This is a genomic window from Rhodococcus olei, assembly GCF_039540555.1.
In the GTDB taxonomy this organism is placed as follows: domain Bacteria; phylum Actinomycetota; class Actinomycetes; order Mycobacteriales; family Mycobacteriaceae; genus Rhodococcus_G; species Rhodococcus_G olei.
Map to the genome: position 1 here is coordinate 36,715 of NZ_BAABFB010000010.1, position 19,126 is coordinate 55,840.

Annotated in this window: 18 protein-coding genes; 12 read left to right on the forward strand and 6 right to left on the reverse strand. The window is 68.8% G+C overall.

Annotated features, from left to right (window positions below; all coding sequences use genetic code 11):
• Nucleotides 1-36 precede the first annotated feature (36 nt).
• The 8 genes from ABD951_RS01695 (at nt 37) to ABD951_RS01730 (ending at nt 10,521) form a co-directional block, all read left to right on the forward strand.
• Nucleotides 37-978 (forward strand): winged helix-turn-helix transcriptional regulator, encoded by a 942-nt coding sequence (locus ABD951_RS01695; RefSeq protein ID WP_345341426.1) that lies wholly within the window; start codon nt 37-39, stop codon nt 976-978.
• 181 nt (nt 979-1,159) lie between these two features.
• Complete coding sequence (locus tag ABD951_RS01700; RefSeq protein ID WP_345341428.1) at nt 1,160-2,821, forward strand: aldehyde dehydrogenase family protein; 1,662 nt, start codon at nt 1,160-1,162, stop codon at nt 2,819-2,821.
• A gap of 2 nt (nt 2,822-2,823) precedes the next feature.
• The gene (locus tag ABD951_RS01705; RefSeq protein ID WP_345341430.1) at nt 2,824-4,020 is read left to right on the forward strand and encodes a thiolase family protein; all 1,197 of its coding nucleotides are present in this window, start codon (nt 2,824-2,826) and stop codon (nt 4,018-4,020) included.
• Between the two features lie 33 nt (nt 4,021-4,053).
• Nucleotides 4,054-5,793: a class I adenylate-forming enzyme family protein gene (locus ABD951_RS01710; RefSeq protein ID WP_345341432.1), complete on the forward strand. Its 1,740-nt coding sequence runs from the start codon at nt 4,054-4,056 to the stop codon at nt 5,791-5,793.
• A gap of 2 nt (nt 5,794-5,795) precedes the next feature.
• The gene (locus tag ABD951_RS01715; protein ID WP_345341434.1) at nt 5,796-6,323 is read left to right on the forward strand and encodes a PaaI family thioesterase; all 528 of its coding nucleotides are present in this window, start codon (nt 5,796-5,798) and stop codon (nt 6,321-6,323) included.
• Nucleotides 6,324-6,325: 2 nt separating this feature from the next.
• The gene (locus tag ABD951_RS01720) at nt 6,326-7,807 is read left to right on the forward strand and encodes a carotenoid oxygenase family protein (protein ID WP_345341436.1); all 1,482 of its coding nucleotides are present in this window, start codon (nt 6,326-6,328) and stop codon (nt 7,805-7,807) included.
• A 191-nt stretch (nt 7,808-7,998) separates the two neighbouring features.
• Nucleotides 7,999-9,237 carry an acetyl-CoA acetyltransferase gene (locus ABD951_RS01725; protein WP_345341437.1) on the forward strand — a complete coding sequence of 413 codons (1,239 nt, stop codon included), beginning with the start codon at nt 7,999-8,001 and terminating at the stop codon, nt 9,235-9,237.
• A 363-nt stretch (nt 9,238-9,600) separates the two neighbouring features.
• Nucleotides 9,601-10,521 carry a poly(ethylene terephthalate) hydrolase family protein gene (locus tag ABD951_RS01730; RefSeq protein ID WP_345341439.1) on the forward strand — a complete coding sequence of 307 codons (921 nt, stop codon included), beginning with the start codon at nt 9,601-9,603 and terminating at the stop codon, nt 10,519-10,521.
• A 6-nt stretch (nt 10,522-10,527) separates the two neighbouring features.
• Here the strand turns inward: ABD951_RS01730 and ABD951_RS01735 are convergent, their stop codons facing one another.
• From ABD951_RS01735 to ABD951_RS01745, 3 genes are all read right to left on the reverse strand, one after another.
• Nucleotides 10,528-11,427 (reverse strand): hypothetical protein, encoded by a 900-nt coding sequence (locus ABD951_RS01735; RefSeq protein ID WP_345341441.1) that lies wholly within the window; start codon nt 11,425-11,427, stop codon nt 10,528-10,530.
• A 127-nt stretch (nt 11,428-11,554) separates the two neighbouring features.
• The gene (locus ABD951_RS01740) at nt 11,555-12,466 is read right to left on the reverse strand and encodes an aldo/keto reductase (protein ID WP_345341442.1); all 912 of its coding nucleotides are present in this window, start codon (nt 12,464-12,466) and stop codon (nt 11,555-11,557) included.
• 256 nt (nt 12,467-12,722) lie between these two features.
• Complete coding sequence (locus ABD951_RS01745) at nt 12,723-13,517, reverse strand: mycofactocin-coupled SDR family oxidoreductase (protein ID WP_345341444.1); 795 nt, start codon at nt 13,515-13,517, stop codon at nt 12,723-12,725.
• A gap of 410 nt (nt 13,518-13,927) precedes the next feature.
• On the opposite strand from ABD951_RS01745, the gene ABD951_RS01750 reads away from it, so the two are divergent.
• Both ABD951_RS01750 and ABD951_RS01755 read left to right on the forward strand, forming a co-directional pair.
• On the forward strand, nt 13,928-14,539 hold the full coding sequence (locus tag ABD951_RS01750; protein ID WP_345341446.1) for a TetR/AcrR family transcriptional regulator: 612 nt from the start codon (nt 13,928-13,930) through the stop codon (nt 14,537-14,539).
• A gap of 288 nt (nt 14,540-14,827) precedes the next feature.
• Nucleotides 14,828-15,445, forward strand: coding sequence for a hypothetical protein (locus tag ABD951_RS01755; RefSeq protein ID WP_345341448.1), 618 nt, complete (start codon nt 14,828-14,830; stop codon nt 15,443-15,445).
• A gap of 84 nt (nt 15,446-15,529) precedes the next feature.
• On the opposite strand, the gene ABD951_RS01760 is transcribed toward ABD951_RS01755, so the two are convergent.
• Both ABD951_RS01760 and ABD951_RS01765 read right to left on the reverse strand, forming a co-directional pair.
• A complete protein-coding gene (locus ABD951_RS01760; RefSeq protein ID WP_345341450.1) occupies nt 15,530-16,156 on the reverse strand; it encodes an anthrone oxygenase family protein in 627 nt (208 codons plus the stop codon).
• A gap of 5 nt (nt 16,157-16,161) precedes the next feature.
• Nucleotides 16,162-17,001: an NmrA family NAD(P)-binding protein gene (locus ABD951_RS01765; protein ID WP_345341452.1), complete on the reverse strand. Its 840-nt coding sequence runs from the start codon at nt 16,999-17,001 to the stop codon at nt 16,162-16,164.
• Nucleotides 17,002-17,120: 119 nt separating this feature from the next.
• Between ABD951_RS01765 and ABD951_RS01770 the strand changes: the two genes are divergently transcribed.
• On the forward strand, nt 17,121-18,032 hold the full coding sequence (locus ABD951_RS01770) for a LysR family transcriptional regulator (RefSeq protein WP_345341454.1): 912 nt from the start codon (nt 17,121-17,123) through the stop codon (nt 18,030-18,032).
• Between the two features lie 96 nt (nt 18,033-18,128).
• On the opposite strand, the gene ABD951_RS01775 is transcribed toward ABD951_RS01770, so the two are convergent.
• Complete coding sequence (locus ABD951_RS01775) at nt 18,129-18,389, reverse strand: hypothetical protein (RefSeq protein WP_345341456.1); 261 nt, start codon at nt 18,387-18,389, stop codon at nt 18,129-18,131.
• 97 nt (nt 18,390-18,486) lie between these two features.
• Here ABD951_RS01775 and ABD951_RS01780 point away from each other — a divergent pair, with 97 nt between their 5' ends.
• On the forward strand, nt 18,487-19,107 hold the full coding sequence (locus tag ABD951_RS01780) for a class I SAM-dependent methyltransferase (RefSeq protein WP_345341458.1): 621 nt from the start codon (nt 18,487-18,489) through the stop codon (nt 19,105-19,107).
• Nucleotides 19,108-19,126 lie beyond the last annotated feature (19 nt).

Sequence of the window (19,126 nt, forward strand, 5' to 3'; positions counted from 1 at the left end):
CGCGATCGCCGCGGGCAGGACCGGGAGGTGGGTGACGTGGCCGAATCGGTGGCCGCCACACCCCCGAGCCCGGTTGCCCAGACGATCGACCTGCTCGGCGACCGGTTGACCCTCGCCATCCTGCGGGAGGCCTTCGTCGACCACGTCCGCCGCTTCAGCCAGTGGATCGACCGGACCGGCGCTCCACCGGCCATGCTGACGGCACGACTGAACGCGCTGGTCGAGGCGGGCCTGATGGAACGCCGACCCCAGCCGCACGGCGGCGACCGCCACGACTACCTCATGACCGAACTCGGCGTGGCGACGTGGGAGATCCTGGTCAGCCTCTGGGCGTGGCAGCGCGAGTGGTCCCCGGAGGGGGTTCTGCAACCCGAGTTGGTGCACACCGACTGTGGCCACCGGGGGCCACCGGCGCTGATGTGCCGGCACTGCGGCCGCACCGTCGGCACGCGGGATGCGCAACTCGAACTCGATCCCGAATCGCTGGTGCTCGCGACCCGGAGCGGGCGACGGCGATCGACCCGCAACGCCCCGTCGGTGAGCCGGGTCGATCTCCAGTTCACCGAGGTCATGGAGGCGATCGGCGACCGCTGGAGCGCCTTCGTCACGGGCCTGGCGTTGTCGGGCGTTCGCCGGTTCGGCGAGTTCCAGTCGATCCTGAAGATCTCGCCGACCACGCTCACCGAGCGTCTGGGACGACTGTCCGAGGTGCAGATACTCGCCCGGAGCGAACACGGCGGCGGTCGCGAGTACCTGTTGACGCCACGCGGCCGGGGACTGTTCCCGATCTTCGCGTTCCTGCTGTCGTGGACGCAGGTCGCGCATCCCGATGCTCTCCCGCTCGGTCCGAAACTCCACCACCCCGACTGTGGTTCCCGGCTGCTCCCGGCGCTGCGCTGCCGCGGATGCGACGCCAGGCTGGAACGCACGTCCGTGCGCTTCGAGCCCTTCCCGTTCGGCAACCGGCTCCCCCTCTAGGCGAAGCGCCCTCACCACACGGTCCGACGTGGTCGACCGTTGACAACCAACTCTGTGTCCTGGTTCACTTCAATAACAGTAGTTAATTCGGCCGAAGCGGACACCCGCCCCTCATCCGCACGCCCCACCCCGATGACTGACTGATCTCGCCACACATCTGTTGACACAGGAACGAGCGCCCATGTTCTTCGAAACTCACCTCGAACTGCTGCAGGCCGCGGCAGAGGCCAATCGCACCCGCACCGCGTGGACCGGGTACGCGCCCGTCACCCCGCCCGACGCCGCGCAGTCCGACGCCCTCGTCGGCGCCTACGACGGTGTCACCCTGAGGCTTTCGTCTCCCACCAATTCGGTGATCACCGCCGACGAGGTCTCGCCGTACACCGGGAAGTCGCTCAATGTCAGCTACAGCGCGCCGTCGGTGGACGAGGCGCTCGCGGGCGCGACCGCCACCGCCACCGCCCTCCGCGACGCGGGCATCGAGCGCCGGGTCGGGGTGTGCCTCGAGGCACTGCACCGGATCCACCGCCGCGGTACGGAATTCGCGGCCGTCACCTCCCACACCACCGGACAGAGCCTCAACATGGCCTGCAGCGGAAGTGGCACCAACGCGCTCGACCGCGGCCTGGAAGCGGTGGCGATGGCCTGGTCGGTCATGACCCGGGTCCCCGAACACGTCAGGTGGCAGCAGAGATTCGGCAAGTCGGACGTGACCCTGCAGAAGCGATTCCGCACCCGCCCGCTCGGTACCGCGCTCGTCGTCGCCTGCGCCTCGTTCCCCGCCTGGAACGCCTACCCCGCGATCCTCGCCAACCTCGCGACCGGGAATCCGGTTCTCGTCAAGCCGCACCCCCGCTCGGTGCTCGCGACCGCGCTCGCCGTGGAGGTGTTGCGCGAGGTGCTGGCCGAGGCGCAGCTGCCCGCCGACGCCGTTCAGCTCGTCGTCGACACCGCGGACGCTCCTGTCGCGGGACGGCTCGCCACCAGCCCCGAGGTGCGGATCGTCGACTTCACCGGCAGCCCCACGTTCGGATCGTGGCTGGAGAACAACGTCCCGAACACGCTGGTGTTCACCGAGACCGCGGGCGTCAACACCGTCGTCCTCGATTCCGTGTCCGACCTGACGGCGGCGATGCGCACGCTCGCCGGCGGTCTCGCGCTGTTCAGCGGCCAGATGTGCACCACGCCCCAGAACATCTACATCCCCGATGCGGGCGTGCGCACGGACGACGGCGTGATCGCGCGAGACGACGTCATCGCGGCCCTCATGTCGGCGGTCGACGACCTCGCCGGTGCACCTCGCCGCGCCGGGGCGGTCTGCGGCGCACTGCAATCCGACGCGACGCTGCACTCGATCACCGCGCTCGCCGACGCGGCCGAGGCGAGCGGAACCCTGCTCCGCAGGCCGGCACCGTACGCCCATCCCGACTACCCCCAGGCCCGGGCGGTGACCCCGCTGATCATCCGGGTCGACCCCCGTCGAGGCGAGGCGCTGCCCGACGGCGAACAGTTCGGTCCGGTCGCGTTCCTCGTCGACTGCGCCGACACCGGGTCCGCGGTGGAGCACGCGACCGCGGCGGTCCGCAGCCACGGTGCGATCAGCTCGTACCTCTACTGCACCGACGACGCCGTCGTCGACGAGGTGGCCGACGCGTACGCCGATGCCGGGGCCTCCCTGTCGGCGAATCTGGTGTCCTCGATGCCGATGCAGTTCGCGGCCGCCTACAGCGACTACCACGTCACCGGCCTCAACCCGGCCGGCAACGCGACCCTCACCGACGAGTCCTTCGTCGCCGGGCGATTCCGGATCGTCCAGGATCGCCGCCAGATCGAGGGGGTGTGACCATGTCCCAGTTCGCATCCGGTGTCTACATCTACGACGCGATCCGCACGCCGAAGGCGCGGGTCCGGCGTCAGGGCGGCACCTTCGCCGACGTACCCGCGCACGAGCTCCTCGCGCAGTTGCTGTCCGCCCTGCAAGAACGCGGGCTCCCCGCTGACACGGTCGACGACGTCATCGTCGGCACCAGCACGGCCGTCGGCGACCAGGGCGGCAACGTCGCCCGCGCCGGTGTGCTCTGGGCCGGCTGGCCGGATCAGGTGGGCGCCGGGGTGGTCTCGCGGCTGTGCTGCTCGGGACTGGACGCCATCGAGTCCGCCTCGGCCAAGGTGGCCTCCGGCATCGCCGATGTCGTCGTCGCCGGTGGAGTCGAGTCGATGTCGCGGGTGCCGATGCTGTCGGACCGGCCCGCCTTCGTCGCCGACGAGGAGCTCGGGGACCGCACCGGCTATGTGACGATCGGGGTCTCCGCGGATCTCCTGGCGGCCCAATACGGTTTGACACGACCGGATCTCGACGCCTACGCGGTGACCTCGCACCGCCGCGCCGCCGCGGCCCCGCCGTCCCCGTCTGTGATCCCGGTCCGATCGGGCGACGCCACGATTCTCGAGTCGGACGAGGGACCCCGACCCGACGTCAGCCTCGAATCGCTCGCCGAGCTCGCCCCGCTCTTCGGCGAGGACCCGTCATGGAGCCGCGTGGCGACGCGCCTCGCCGACGTCGGGCTCCCGGACGGCGGGCTGCACACCGCCGCCACCGCCCCGCAGATGGCGGACGGTGCGGCGCTGGCGGTGTTCGGGTCCTCCGCCGCACGCGATCGGATCGGTCACGAGCCGATCGCGGAGGTGGTGGGCGTCGCCCAGGCCGCCGTGCGCTCACCGCTGCTCACGGCATCCGTCGCCGCATCCCGGCGTGCCCTCGCGAACGCGGGGATCACCGCCGGACGACTCGACGTGATCGAGGCGAACGAGTCCTTCGCCGCCTCCGTCCTGGTGATGACCCGAGAGCTGGGCGTCGATCCCGACAAGGTCAATCCGCTCGGCGGATCCCTCGCCACCGGCCACCCGCTGGGCGCGGGCGGCGGGGCCCTGCTCGTCAACGCCCTGGACCAGCTCTCCCGAGTCGACGGCGAGTACGCCCTCGTGACCATCCCGGCAGCTCTCGGGCTCGGCGCCGCCGTCGTCGTCCGCCGACTCCGCTGATCTCCCGCCCAGACCACTGCACGAAAGGACGCCATGAATGCCATCTCGGACGGCCACGCCGCCAACCGTTTACGCCCGTGTCATCCCGATCGCCGTGTCCAGGACCATCTCGAACACCACTGGTGGTCTCCGCTGACCGTGCTGGACCTCCTCGACGGCCAGGTCCGGAGCCGCGGCGATGCCCCTGCGGTGACCGATCCGACGAATCTGCCCGCGTTGTGCGGGCTCGAGCCCGAGGCACTGACGTGGCGGGAGCTCGACGCACGGGTCGACGACCTCGCCGCCAAGCTGCACGCATCGGGAATCGGTCCCGGCGATGTCGTCGCGGTGCTCATGCCCAACTCCGTCGCCCTGACCGCGACCTACTTCGCGCTGTGGCGCCTCGGGGCGATCGCGTCCCCGATGCCGGCCTCGTATCGACGACACGAACTGACCCGGATCGTCGAATCCGCCTCGGCCGTCGCGGTCGTCACCGTCAACAGCCTCGGCGACCGCGCGCCGTCAGAGGAGGCACTCGGCCTGATCGGAGCGCTGCCCTCGCTGCGCACCGTGTTCACGTTCGGCCCGCCCGCGTCGCGCGGGGGCCTGCCACTGGACGCGGCCCCGGCCACCGGCGAAGCGCTCGATGCCGCGCGTCGCGCCTACGCGGCCCTGCCCCGGTCGGTGAACGACTGCATCACGATCTGCTGGACCAGCGGCACCGAGGCCGCACCCAAGGGCGTGCCCCGCTGCCACGGTGACTGGATCGCGGTCGGGCAGGCGGTTCAGGACGGTCTGGAAACGGACGAGACGTCCGTCATGCTCAACCCGTTCCCGATGGTCAACATGGCCGGGTTCGCGACATCGCTGCTGCCGTGGCTGCTCGGCGGCGGCCACCTGGTCCACCATCACCCACTGGACCTGGCCGTCTATCTCGATCAGCTCCAGCGCCATCAGGTCACCCACACCAGCATGCCGCCCGCGATCCTCACCATGCTGTTGCAGCGCGAGGACATTCGGGCCGCGCACGATCTGTCCGCGCTCCGCCGGGTGGGCTCGGGCGGCGCCCCGCTGCCCCCCGGCGTCGTGCGTGACTGGCAGTACTCGCTCGGTGTCGAGGTGCTCAACTTCTTCGGGTCGAACGAGGGGGTGTGCCTGCTCGGCGCCCCGTCGGACACCCCGGACCCGATGACCCGTGCCGAGTACCTGCCGAACTACGGCGCACCGGGCCGGTCGTGGGCCACCGGCGTGGCCGAGCGCACCTCGGCGCGCCTGGTGGATCTCGCGACCGGCGAGCAGGTCACAGCGGTCGGCGGGCGCGGCGAGCTCCGGCTGAAAGGACCGACGATCTTCGCCGGCTACCTCGAGGGCACCGCGGCGACGAGCCCGTTCGACGAAGACGGATACCTCTGCAGCGGAGACATCTTCGAACTGTGCGGCGACAACGGCGAGTACCTCAGGTTCGTCGATCGGAGCAAGGAGATCATCATCCGGGGCGGCATGAACATCGCTCCGGCCGAGATCGAGGGGATCCTCATCGACCACCCCGCCGTCGCCGACGTGGCCATCGTCGGATACCACGACGACGTCCTGGGTGAGAAGTGCTGTGCGGTGGTCGTTCCCAAGGCCGGGGACGGAGTCGTGCTCGAGGATCTGGTCGAGTTCCTGCGCGCCAAGGACGTCGCCTCGTTCAAGCTGCCGGAGCGGCTCGTCACGGTCGACCAGCTCCCCCGCAACCCGGTCGGAAAGCTGCAGCGGCGAGACATCCGTGGCGCGGTCGCGAAGGTCGGCTGACCATGGGATCACCAGAGGTCGACGGCGTGCCGGTGGGCACGCCGCGTGCGACGCCGACCGGGTCCGGCGGGTCCATGGCCGAGGAGATGACCGCGATGCTCGCGGGACGGCTTCCGGGCCTGGTCGGAATGCGCATCCTCGAGGCGTCGGCGGCGGCGGTCACCGGTGAACTGACCGTTCGCGAGGAACTGTTGGCGCCGAACGGATACCTGCACGCGGCCACCGTCGTGGCATTGGCCGACACGGTGTGCGGCGTCGGCGCACGGCTGGCGCTGCCCACCACGGCGTCCGGATTCACCACCCTCGAGCTCAAGACCAACTATCTCGGCACGGCGCGGTCGGGATCGGTGACGGTGGCCGCGACACTCGTCCACGGCGGGCGACGCACCCAGGTGTGGGACGCCACCGTCCACGACGGCGCCGGAAGTCCGATCGCACTCTTCCGCTGCACCCAGATGGTGCTCTACCCCCAGGCACCGCACCAGCATTCATCCACTCAACTCAACCTCGACACCACCGAAGCGGAGTAGCCATGACCACCACCCAGCCCGGCGCGAACGGCGACCCGATCGCCGTCGCACGCCCGGTCGACAGCGCCGACGAGAATCCGTACACCCTCGGGGTGTTCGCACCCGTCCGCGACGAACTCACCCTGGACGATCTCACAGTCATCGGCGAGATCCCCAAGGACCTCAACGGTGTGTACCTCCGCAACGGCCCGAACCGGCAGTTCGAGGCTCCGGGCCGCTACCACATGTTCGACGGCGACGGCATGATCCATGCCGCACACTTCGAGAACGGGAAGGTGCGCTACCGCAATCGGTACGTCCTGACCAGGGCGTTTCACGAGGAGTCCGAGGCGGGCCGCGCCCTGTGGACCGGTCTCATGGAGAACCCGAAGGACAATCCGTGGGGCAACGGACACGGCCTCGGGATCAAGGATTCCGCGAACACCGACGTCATCTACCACCGAGGCCAGGTTCTGGCGACCTGGTACCTCTGTGGAACGCCCTACGGCGTGGACCCGTTGTCCCTGGATACGCTCGGTGCGCAGGACTTCCTGGGTACCTTCGCCGGTGACATGATGGCCCATCCGAAGGTCGACGAGGCCACCGGCGAACTGATCTGGTTCGACTACGGGCCGGACCAGGACTTCCTGCGCTACGGCATCATCGGCGCCGACGGCCGTCAGACACATCTGACGCAGATCGATCTGCCGGGCCCGCGACTTCCGCACGACATCGCGATCACCGCCAACTACTCGATCCTGATGGATCTGCCGCTGGTGCAGGACCACGACGCGCGCCGGGCCGGCAAGTACCGGATCTTCTACGATCAGGAACTCCCGGCTCGTTTCGCGGTCATTCCCCGCCACGGAAGCGGCAGCGACGTGCGGTGGTTCGAGGTCAAGCCCTGCTACATCTACCACGTCGTCAATTCGTGGGAGGCCGGCGACGAAATCGTCATGGACGTGTGCCGGGTGAAGAACCCCCAGCACCAGACGACTTTCGCGTCGCCCCTGTCGAACATGCTCGCGTACATGCGGCTCGATGCGCAGCTCTACCGGTATCGCTTCAACCTCCGCACCGGCGCCACCATCGAGACCGAACTCGACAACGCCAACATCGAGTTCCCGAGCGTGGATTCGCGCGTCATGGGTCGCTCGCACCGGTACTCGTACAGCATGAGCCTCGCGAACGAGCCGACGCTGCTCTTCGACGGGCTCGTGCGATTCGACTCGCAGACCGGCACGAAGGAAGAGCACAAGTTCGGTTCGGGGCGTTGGGGTTCGGAGGCACCCTTCGCACCGCGCGACGGATCGACGGGCGAGACCGACGGCTACCTGGTGTGCTTCGTCAACGACGAGGCCGAGGATCGGGGCGAGATCAACATCTTCGATGCCGAGGATGTCGCGGCCGGACCGATCGCCCGGGTGCTGCTGCCGCGTCGGGTGCCCTCCGGCTTCCATGCCACCTGGGTGCGCGCCGATCAGCTGGCCGAGGCGCGCGCATAGGCACACCGCCCCTCGGCTTACGGTGCTCGCCGAGGGGCGGTTCGAAGGTCTCCTGCGCGAGGCCGTTCGCGAACCGCTTCACGCCGCGGACCACCGGCCTTGCCGGGAACCGGCCGGCGCCCACCACATTCGCGCGTCGCGCGGCGGGGCCCGTCGCCTTTCCCGAACCCGACGACTACAAGGAGGAACAGATGACGAACCCCGTCCACGTGCTCGGCGGAGCCCAGACGGACTTCGCGCGGAACTGGTCGAAGGAGGGGCTCGGCCTGGTCGACATGATTGCCGAGACCGTGCCTGCCGCCCTCGCCGACGCGCGGGTCGACGACCACGAGGTCGGTGTCGTTCACGTGAGCAACCTCGCCGGGGAGCTCTTCGCGGGCCAGGCTCAGCTCGGGGGCATGGTGGTTGCAGCCGTGCCGGGGCTCGACGGCGTACCCAGCACCCGGCACGAGGCGGCGTGCGCCTCCGGCAGCACGGCGGTGCTCGCCGCATGTGCCGACATCGAGTCCGGCCGATACGACGTGGCGCTGGTGGTCGGGGTCGAGTTGATGCGCAATGTGTCCGCCCAGACGGCCGCGGAGTACCTGGGCACCGCGGCGTGGGCGGGGCGGGAGGCACTGGATGTGAAGTATCCGTGGCCCGCGCTCTTCGCCGACATCGCGCAGGAGTACGACCGGCGCTACGGCCTCGATCACGCGCATCTCGGACGTTTCGCCGAGATCGCGTTCGACAACGGATCCCGCAATGGTCTTGCGCAGACCAGGGACTGGGAATTCCCGGCCGGATCCTTCGACGAGAACGACGAGGTGAACCCCATCGTGGAGGGGATGCTCCGCAAGACCGACTGCGGACGGATCACCGACGGCGGTGCCGCCGTCCTACTGGCGGGGCCGAAGTTTGCGCAAGCGTGGGCGCGGCGGACGGGAGCCGACCTCGACCAGGAGGCGACCATTGCCGGGTTCGGCCACCGCACCGCGACCCTGCTGCTCGCGGACAAGCTCGCCCAGAGCGCCGACCGGGACCACCTCTTCCCACACCTCCGCGGAGCCGTCGAGGACGCCTACCGTCGCGCGGGGATTGCGGGGGTGGACGACCTGGACGTCGCCGAGATCCACGACTGCTTCACCATCAACGGACTGGTCACGCTCGAGCACATCGGACTGGCAGAGCCGGGCAAGGGCGGCGAGGTGGTGATGGACGGCTCCATCGAACGCGGCGGGCGGCTGCCGGTGAACCCCAGCGGCGGGTTGATGTCGCACGGGCACCCGGTCGGTGCCACCGGTGTCCGGATGGTGCTGGACTCCGCTCGACAGGTCACCGGCCGAGCGGGAGACCATCAGGTCGACAACGCCCGACGCGCCCTCACCGTGAACATCGGTGGATCGTTCACGACCGTGGTGTCCACGGTCGTGACCCGAGGTACCCGGTGACCACCGTCCGAGTTCCCGACTTCCCGCAGATCCTTCGTCCCTGAGCATCGTCACCGCAGCAGCGAAGACCGATCCGGATCGCTCGAGGACCCGGTCGCCAGGGAGGCGCCAGACCCGTTGACTCGGATCTGGCGCCGTCCTGGTTGTCACCCCCGAATCAGTCGACGTGCACCGCCCACGCCGAGCCGCCACCGCCGAACCTCATGACGCGGTGCGGAAGTCCCGTTCAGCGGCGTTGCCGGTCGGCAAGGATCGGGTCGGCAGGGTCGCTGGTCGGCCACCGACGTTCTGCGTCGTGGATGTTCCGGGCCCTCCGGGTGTAGCGGGCCTCGGAGGAGCCCCGACACTGGATAGGGTGCGTTCGTGACGTTGCGACGACCTCTTGCGCCCACCACCCGACGCACCCGGACACTGCTCCTCGCGGCGATCATCGCGATGCCGATGGCGTCCGGATTCTCGGTTCCAGCCCTCGCATCGGCTCCCGACGCAGGTCCCGCGGCGCCGGCTGCTCCCGCCGCCCTGGAACGGCAGTCCGTCAGCGAGCGCTACGCGGCCACCGGCATCCACCCCGTCACATCGGTTGCGGTGCCCGGATACCAGGTGTTCCACCCCGCCGACATCGCCACCGGCCCCGACCGCCATCCGGTGGTCACCTTCGGCAACGGAAGCTACGCGACGTACGAGCAGTACGAGGAGTTGCTGCGCCACCTGGCCTCCTGGGGCTTCGTGGTCGTGGTCGCCGACAGCAGCGTCACCGGCGACGGGACCGAGATCCTGGCGGCGGCGCGCTACATCCTGGCGCAGAACGACAACCCGGAGAGCGTCTTCCACGACCGCGTCGACGTCGCTCACGTCGCCGCCGTCGGACATTCACAGGGCGCCGGGGGATCGATCAACGCCAGCACCAACTCCGACGGACTCATCACCTCCACCGCGGTGCTCGACCTGCCCGATCCCTGGTGGGCCTCTCGGCCCGTCGACGTCATCGACGTGACTCGACTGACCGGTCCGGTCTTCTACCTGACCGGGGCCGAGGATCCGGTCTCGACGGCCGTACCGCAGGCCGCCTATCACGCGGTGAGCCCGGGGCCCGCGGCCCGCGGCCGACTGCTGGGGGTGGGGCACAACTGGCCCACCGACGGAGGCGGATTCCGCGGATACCTCATCGCGTGGCTGCGCTTCACCCTCACCGGCGACCCCGACGCCGCGCGCGCCTTCGTCGGTCCGGCACCGGAGCTGTTGGCCGATCCACGGTGGGACGGGACTGCGGTCAAGGGTTGGTGAATCGAATCACCGGAAGTAGGGCGCGTAGTCGCTGAACGGAACCTGGCCGGTGGGGCTCGACTTCACGGCGGCGGCAACCGCCGCAGGGATGGGCGCCCAGTGGGCAGGCATCGCGGCCGCGAGCGACGGCTTCAATATGTAGAGCAGCGCGAAGTTCACTGTCCAGAGCGGCGGCGCCATCGACATGCCCACCTCCGAACTCACACCCCCCTTGGTGTTGGTCACCAGTTGAGCGGCGCCCGAAATCTGTTGCGCTGCGAAGCCATAGACCGCTTGCGCCGTGTACGCCGAACGGTAGAGGGCGATCAGGGAACGCGTCGCACCGTTGTCCCTCAACCAGGTGCCCACGAAACCACCGGGCGCGATCAGCGAGTTCACCTGCCTCGTCGGCGCGTCCGCGTTGGCCGGACTCTCCAACAGCCCGCTGGTGTTCACGTAGAGCCCGTAGCTGGCCAGAACCGACGGGGTGAGCCGGCCGTCGACGTTGGAATAGAGGGGACGGCCGTTCGTATTGGTGAGGATCCGCGCGCACGCATCGATCACCTCGGCGGCTTCGCGGCTGCCGCCGACTCCGCCGCCGGTGACGAGGTCGCGATACTGATGGTCGGACAGTGCGTCGTCCCTGGTGAGGCCGATCTGGCCGGCAATCTCGTCCGCCGCTTGCTGACCGAGTGGCGCGTTGAGCTGACCCGGTCCGGTGACCTGCGTGGGTGCCAGGTGCTCGTAGCCGGGCGCCCCGGCGAAGGGAATCGCGAACCCGGTGTCTGCCGCTGGTTCGGCGCCGGCCGTCTGCGTGGCCGCCGGGACGAGGAGGCACACACCGACCACTGCCAGTACCGAGATCGTCCTGCGGTGGCGTGTTGCTCCGCGTCGATGCCCCGGACCCGCCAACCCTGTGCCGCGCATACGTCAACCTCCCAGAACACAATCCGGCCAGTCAACACGAGCTTGCGTGCAAGTCAAACGCCGTGACTGACGCCGTGTCAAGACAGCGGAACGAGTGATCCGTCATAGGGACGCAATCGAGGTCAGTTCAGCGAAGCCCTCCCTCGTTCGGGTCGGCCGGCGCCGCCCCGTCGAGGGTCGCGATCTCTTCTGCGCTCAGGTGCAGCGACGCGGCAGCCGCCGAGTCGAGGACCGACTCGGGCCGGGAAGCACCCGGGATCGGAATGATCGCCGGGGACCTGTGGAGCTGCCATGCCAGGGCAACCCGGTGAATGCTCACGCCTCGCTGCTTCGCGACGGTTGCGAACGCCGACGACTCCCCACCGAGGGACTTTGCCTGCCGCATCCCGCCGAACGGTCCCCACGACAGGAAAGTGAGACCGCGCGCCTCGCACGCGCCGATCTCGGCATCCGCCGACCGTGCCGACGGCGAGTACTCGTTCTGCACGGACACCAACGCGTCACCCAGGATCGTCTGGGCCAGATCGATCTGCGCCACGTCGACGTTCGATATCCCCACCCGCCGAACGAGGCCTTCGTCGTGGAGTTCACGGAGCGCGAGCATCGATTCCTCGTATGGCCGTTGGGGATCGGGCCGATGGTGTTGGTACAACGGCAACGGATCGAGTCCGAGACGCCGGATTGATGCGAGGCAGGCCCTCCGCAGCTGTTCCCGGCTCCCGTCGATCCACCAGGTGTCGGTTTCGGGGAAGCGCAGATGCCCACCCTTGGTTCCGACGACGATGTCGTCGAGGGAGCCCGACCAGGTCCGCAGCGCATCGATCAGCGCGAGTTCGTTGACGCCGTCTCCTCCCCCCGCCGGCCCGTACACATCAGCGGTGTCGAACAGTCGCACTCCCGCATCGAGGGCCGCATGCACGGCCCGACGCCCCCGCGCGCGGTCGAAGCCCGCGACCTGGGTCAGGGTCATGGCCCCGAAGCCGATCGCCGAGACGTACCGGTCTCCGAGCCGGCGCACCGGAAGTGTGGTCACGGTCATTCCCCTTCCCAGGCAATTACGTTGGTTGACAACGCCGTCGGCGGCGTTCGCATTCGAGGCCGGCGCCGCACGATCGTGCGGTGGTTCGCTCCACCTTCGAGGTCGCGAACGTGCAAGTGCTCGCGACCACCTGCGCGAGTTCCTCGACGGTCATGCCGAGCGACACGCCGCGCCCGAACACCTCGTCCATGTTCGGCAGGCCCGCCTCGTCATCCGAATCTCCGTGCCGTCGGAAAACGCAGTCCCGCAGCCGGAATCAGCGGATGGTGGAACCGGCGTCCACCGGCAGGGCGATGCCGGTGACGTACCGGGCGTCGTCCGACGCCAGGTACAGCAGCGCGCTGGTCACGTCGGAGACGTCGATGCGCTCGACCGGCAACGAGTTGAGGAATATCGGGGCGAGATCGGGACGGGTCTCGAGAAGACCGGGCAGCACACGCGAATGCCCTTGCGGCGTGTCGACGCCGGTCGGGTTGATCATGTTCACACGAATGTTGCGATTCGCGAGCTCGAGCGCCAACGACCGGCACAACCCGGTGAGTGCGTGCTTGGATGCCACGTAAGGGAGATAGAAGGGGAGCCCGATGGTGCTCCCGGTCGATCCGGTGACCACAATGCTCCCACCGCCTGCTGCATCCAGATGGGGGATGGCCACGGCGCACGTATGCCAGACGCCCGTCAGGTTGACGTCGATCGTGGTTTGCCAGACTTCGTCGGTGACTTCCTCGTGAGGCTGGACGGTGCACACCGACGCGTTGGCGGCGACGATGTCCAGTCCTCCCAGTCTGTCGACGCCTTCGGCGACCACCCGATCGAGCTCGTGTCGGTCCCGCACGTCCACGCGGGCAGCGTGGACTCGACGGCCTTGCGCCTCCACCAGACGAGCGGTCTCGGCCAGACCCTCGTCCGTGCCCATCGGATAGGGGACGACGTCCAGCTGGCGACAGATGTCCACGACGATGACATCGGCGCCCTCGGCCGCCATCCTGACCGCGTGGTTTCGCCCCTGACTCTGGGCACCGCCGGTCACCAAAGCCACCTTGCCTTCCAATCTCACCGCACCACTCCAATTTCGTAATAGGTCACGCGCGCGAAGTCGATACCAGTCGTCGACGCACGTATTGAACGTTCACTCAATCGCTGGGTCCCGTTTCCGGATTGCGTCGAGCCCCCGAGTTCGCAACCTGCACCCCGGGGCGCGCCCGGCACCGGGGAGGCGTTCGGACAGACTGCGCCGACGACAGTGCCCACGTGATACAGCCGACCGAAGTCGATTTCACGAGCGGGCACACGAAACGGATTCGTCACAGCAACCTTACGGATACGTCGGCGGACCGTGTCGGCGAAGAGCACCGACGCGACGCGATGTAATGATCGTTCAACACGAATGAATAATCAAGACCGATCAGGGAATGCAGTTCGACCTTGACCGCCACGGAGCAGGCGGATACGGTTCGTGAAATGAAGGTTCAATCGGCCGATGTCGAGCGGAGGTCCGACAGCCGGAGATCCGCTATCCTCGCCGCCGCGGCGCGCCTGTTCGCGGCCCGCGGCATCGACGGCACGTCGATGCGCGAAATCGGCGATGAGATCGGGATCAACGCCGGTGCGTTGTATCACCACTTCCGGTCCAAGGACGCGATCGTCAACGAGCTGGTCACCGCGTACCTGTCGGATCTGCTGGCGAACTATCGCGCGATGAACCTCGAACTGCTCGAGCCACGTGCACGACTGAAGGCGATCGTCGACGTCTCACTCACCACCGGCGCCGCCCGTCCCAACGCCACGAAGATCTACCAGAGCGAGTTCGCGAACCTGCGTGACCTGCGCGACTACGAAAGGGCGCGCAGCCTTGCGGACTCGGTGCAGCAGGTCTGGCTCGAAGCGATCGAAGCCGGCAAGGATGCCGGCGTCCTCCGACGTGATGTCCCGTCCAAGGTGTTCCACCGCTTCATCCGAGATGCCGTGTGGCTCACCGTGTACTGGCACCAGCCCGAGGATCCCTACACGCTCGGCGACCTCTCGGAGGACTGCATCTCGGTGTTCCTCGACGGCATGGCCGCCGACCGGTAGCCGATCGCCGCGCGGCCTGACCGTCCTGGCGCCGATCAGCGGCCATCACGTCCGCGACGGACCCGAATCCGGATCGGCAGTGTTGGCACACAGTGCGATCGGAGAACCCGGCCCGACTCGGGTCGAAAGTCGCAGGCAGCACCGACACGGTCTGCAGAAGCAACAATCGGAGTCCGGACGTGGAGGTGCTCGATGACGTTTCGTGCGGTCCCGGCGCTGTTCGCGGCCGCCGTCGCCACCTCGGCCCTGTTCACGGCCGCGTGCGGTTGCGGCAACGGCCTCGAGGACGTGTCCGCCGCCATCCCGGCCACGGATCAGCGCCACTTCGCCGACCCGCCGGTCGATGCGCCCCGAGATCGGTCCGCACGCTGTGTCGATGCGGATCTGGCGAACATGACGGTCGACGACTACGTCGCATACTGGCAGACGGTCTTCACCGACCAACGCGGCCACCACCCCGATCAGTCGTTCCCTTCGAATCAGGAGTTGGCGGACCAGAAGCGGGCCGAGTGGTCCCCGGTCGTGAACGACGCGGTGCCGCCCGGCGGCGACGCCGCCTTCACCCGGGAGGTCTGCGGTCTGCCCACGCTGGACGGCACCCTCTACTCCGGCACTCCCCTACGTCACCTTCGTGGTCACGCCGCCGGGTTCGGTCGACAGACCTGTGCATCGATCGCCGAACGCGGGACCCGCGATCTGTGGGAATCAGTGCAGGCCCAGGACGCCGATCGATCGAAGGCTGCTGCCTTCGAATACCTTGCCCACTCTGCGATCACCAACGTTTGTCCACAGCTCGCGGACCTCACCACACCACCAAATCAGGTCACCGCCTGTGCCGACCTGACTCCGGATCCGTCAGCCCGGCCCTCCGAAGGGACCTTCTGCACGCCGGAGCGCGGCAGGTGAGGACGCCGCTCGGCGCCCAGACCACGGAGTGCAACGAATCTCGACAGCCGGCGCGACCCTGCTGTCGAGATTCGTTGTGCGAGCTCACGCCTGCTGGCGAGGGGTGCCCCAGCTCGGGTCCTGGGACCGGACCCGACCCCAGTCCGACTGCGCCACAGCGTCCTGCACGACGTGGGCGCCGGCGGAGTGCTCGCCGCCGGACGGGGGTGTCGGCGTCGCGGTTGCGCGTCCGTGCAGCACGAGCGCGTAGGCGAGGGCGGCGAATGCCACAGTGGTGACGAGCGCGCGCACGATGTTCCAGGTGACCCACCGGGATTCGAAATGCGCACGCACGACGGCGGGATCTGCGACATGGTCGCCGGCCCGGGCGAGCTCGTCGTTGAGGGGCACGTTGACGGCGCCGGTGATCACGAACATCGCCAGATACAGCACCAGTGCGGCGACGATCCAGGGCAGCACACCGTTCCCCGATCGCAGGTGCAGCAGCAGTGCGGCCACGGTGAGCAGCAACCCACCGACGAAGCAGAACATGAACCAGCCGTTGAGGATCGCCACGTTGATCTTCTGCATCGCCTCGACGAAGGTGTGGTCGTCGGACCGGCCGAGACCCGGCATGACCGCGTAGGCGAAGCCCGCGAACAGTCCGGCCACGAGCCCGCTGGTCAGACACGCGCCGAACAGCGACATCGCCTGGAGAAGTTTGACGTTCATGTCGGTCACCCCACGTTCCAGATGCCGGTCGCGGCGGTGCGGGCCGCGAAGTCGGTGAAGTCGACCGGAGGTCGGCCCAGCGCACTGCGGATGCCGTCCCCCGGCGTCGCGTTGCGCCCGTCGAGGACGGTGGTGAACAGGTACGTCAGCAGCTCGATCACGTCGTCCGGAACCTGATCGGCGGCGAGTGCGGCCGCGTAGTCCGCGGCGGGCACCTCGATGTAGTCGACCTCGCGGCCCGCGGCGGCGCCGATGGCGGCGACGGCCTCGGCGAAGGTGAGCGCCCGGGGACCGGTCACTTCGTAGACCTTGCCGACGTGTCCCCGCTGGGTGAGTGCCGCGACCGCGACGTCGGCGATGTCGTCGGCGTCGACGAACGGTTCGGGTACGTCGCCGGCCGGCAGGAACACCCGGCCGCCACGGACCGGGCCCAGAAGGTAGCTCTCGCTGAAGTTCTGGCTGAACCAACTCGAGCGCAGAATCGTCGCATCGGCACCCGAGTCCGTCAGCGCCTTCTCACACGCGTGGGCCTCGATCTCGCCTCGGCCGGAGAGCAGCACCAGGCGCCGCGCGCCCCGGTCCACCGCCAGTTGGGCGAAGGAGGCGATCGCCTCGGCCGCGCCGGGTGCTGCGAGGTCGGGGTAGTAGGAGACGTAGACGGCTTTCATGCCCTCGAGCGCGGGCCCCCAGGTCTGCGGGTCCTCCCAATCGAACGGGACCCCACCCGCACGAGTCCCGATGCGCACGGGCAGGTCCAGCGCGGTCAGTCGTTGTGCGACGCGGCGACCCGTCTTTCCGGTGCCGCCGAGGACGAGTGTCGATGAGGTCGGGCCGGGCTCGGTCATGTCGTTCTCCCTGTAGCTCGAATGGTGTGTCTCCTCCACAATCGGCCGGGGCCGCGGTGCGAACAACGGCTGTTCACGCAAGGATCGTTAACCTGTGGGTGGACGAACGGAGGCTCTGCATGGAGCGGCGTGACATCGAGATCTTCCTGACGCTGGCCGAGGAGCTGCATTTCGGCCGCACCGCCGAGCGCTTGCACGTGTCCACCGCGCGGGTCAGTCAGACCGTCAAGGCGCTCGAGCGCCGCATCGGAACCTCGCTGTTCGAGCGGACCAGCCGACGGGTGGTCCTGACCCCGATCGGCCGACAGCTCGAGCAGGATCTGCGGCCGGCGGATCAGCAGATCCGCGACGGAATCGCCCGGGCGATCGCGGCCGGTCGAGGGCTCGACGGCGTGCTGCGGGTGGGCTTCGTCGGCACCGCGATCGGCCAGCTCGTGCTCGATATCGCGAACGTCTTCCACGCGCGCCACCCCGGATGCCGCGTGCAGATCCGGGAGAGCCGCTACAGCGACGGCGTCGGGCTGCTGGCGGCGGACGAGGTCGACATCCTCGTCGCCGCAGCCGACATCGCGAACGTCCGTGAGCTGGACCAGAGCCCGGTGCTGTTGCGCGAGCCGTCCGTCCTGGCGGTCTCCGCTCGGCATCCGCTCGCGCGTCGCGAATCGGTCACCCTCGACGACCTTGCTCGGGCAAAGGTGTTGCGCCCCCGGGGCTTCCCGGAGGAGGTGGACGAGGCCGCACTACCGCGGACGACGGCGGGCGGCACGGCGATCGAGCGTGGCCCCGACTTCGGCACGGTGCAGGAGATGCTGGCCCTCGTCGGTGCGGGCCAGGGTGTGTTCCCGGTGCCCACCCACGCCGGCCGGTACGACTCGCGACCGGACGTGGTCTACGTGCCCATCCGGGACGGCCTTCCCTTCGAATGGCGGTTGATCTGGCGAACCGCCGGCACCACGAACCGGATCCGGGCCTTCTCCGAGGCCGCGCAGGAGTACCTGGCCGGTGGGGGCAACCCGCTGCTGGAGACGTGATCGGGCTTCGGAGCCCGCACACTCGGACAGGCCCCGGTCGGCAAATGCCTGGAGGGCCCGGGCCAACGTCTCGGGCGATCGATGGGTGCCGCTCTCCTAACCCACGAGCAGGTACATTCCCACCGTCGCGGACCCGGCCGCGAAGAAGGCGTCGGCGGTTAATGCGCGACGTTCCTCGTCCGCTTCGATCTGGATCGCCTGAACGGCCTCGTCGTGCGCTGCCCACACGCGGATGGCCGACGCGTGGGGTGGTTGCAGAGCGATGTCGACAAAGGCGAGGCGCTCGGTCGGGTCCTCGATCTCTCGGGCGCTGCTGATCAGGCGGTCACTCTTCGCCTCACGCCAGTAGTGGGTCAATGCGCTGGTGTACTCGGCCCAACTCAGGCACGAACACGCCACTCGCCCGGTAGGACCGGACGCGCCACGGGAGTCCCCGCGTTGGAATACTCCGGTGGTGACTCAACCCGGGTATGACGCTCTCGCAGGCCTGTATTTCGAGACATTTCCGACTCCGTACCTGACCTCACTCGAGCGCTATGTCGTCGCTGCCTTCGCCGACCTCGTCCGCGAGAGTCCGGTCGAGGGCGTCGTGCTGGACGTGGGGTGCGGGCTCGGACAGGTCACCGCGGATCTCGCGGGACAGGGATTGGACGTGATCGGCGTCGATCCCAGCCGGGAAATGCTGGCGATCGCCAAGCGCCACCACCCCGAGTTGCGTTTCGTCCAGGACGACGCCCGACTCGACGCCACGGATCTAGGCGGCCGGCGGGTTGCGGCGGTCCTGGCGAGGTACAGCCTGATCCACGTACCGCCGTCGGAGGTCCCGGACGTGCTCGCCGGCTGGGCCTCGCGGATGGACCCGGGCACGTTCGTCGCGGTGGCCGGCCAGACCACCGACACCGTGGGCGAGATCGCCGAGTTCGATCACCTCGTGGCACCGGCATGGCGCTGGCACCCCGACCGTCTCTCCGCAGCGCTCTCGGACGCCGGCTTCGACGAGATGTGGCGGACGGTCAGCCGCACCGACGCCCAGCACCGGTTCCCCGACGTCCATCTCGTGGCTCGTCGCCGCTGACACGGCCGGCTGCGCCCCC

Excerpts from the sequence above, each read along its gene's own strand:
- ABD951_RS01740 (WP_345341442.1), bottom strand. The coding sequence starts at position 12,466 with ATGACCGTGACCACACTTCCGGTGCGCCGGCTCGGAGACCGGTACGTC.
- ABD951_RS01770 (WP_345341454.1), top strand. The coding sequence starts at position 17,121 with ATGGAGCGGCGTGACATCGAGATCTTCCTGACGCTGGCCGAGGAGCTG.
- ABD951_RS01760 (WP_345341450.1), bottom strand. The coding sequence starts at position 16,156 with ATGAACGTCAAACTTCTCCAGGCGATGTCGCTGTTCGGCGCGTGTCTG.
- ABD951_RS01750 (WP_345341446.1), top strand. The coding sequence starts at position 13,928 with ATGAAGGTTCAATCGGCCGATGTCGAGCGGAGGTCCGACAGCCGGAGA.
- ABD951_RS01720 (WP_345341436.1), top strand. The coding sequence starts at position 6,326 with ATGACCACCACCCAGCCCGGCGCGAACGGCGACCCGATCGCCGTCGCA.
- ABD951_RS01705 (WP_345341430.1), top strand. The coding sequence starts at position 2,824 with ATGTCCCAGTTCGCATCCGGTGTCTACATCTACGACGCGATCCGCACG.
- ABD951_RS01700 (WP_345341428.1), top strand. The coding sequence starts at position 1,160 with ATGTTCTTCGAAACTCACCTCGAACTGCTGCAGGCCGCGGCAGAGGCC.
- ABD951_RS01710 (WP_345341432.1), top strand. The coding sequence starts at position 4,054 with ATGAATGCCATCTCGGACGGCCACGCCGCCAACCGTTTACGCCCGTGT.
- ABD951_RS01765 (WP_345341452.1), bottom strand. The coding sequence starts at position 17,001 with ATGACCGAGCCCGGCCCGACCTCATCGACACTCGTCCTCGGCGGCACC.
- ABD951_RS01735 (WP_345341441.1), bottom strand. The coding sequence starts at position 11,427 with ATGCGCGGCACAGGGTTGGCGGGTCCGGGGCATCGACGCGGAGCAACA.
- ABD951_RS01715 (WP_345341434.1), top strand. The coding sequence starts at position 5,796 with ATGGGATCACCAGAGGTCGACGGCGTGCCGGTGGGCACGCCGCGTGCG.
- ABD951_RS01725 (WP_345341437.1), top strand. The coding sequence starts at position 7,999 with ATGACGAACCCCGTCCACGTGCTCGGCGGAGCCCAGACGGACTTCGCG.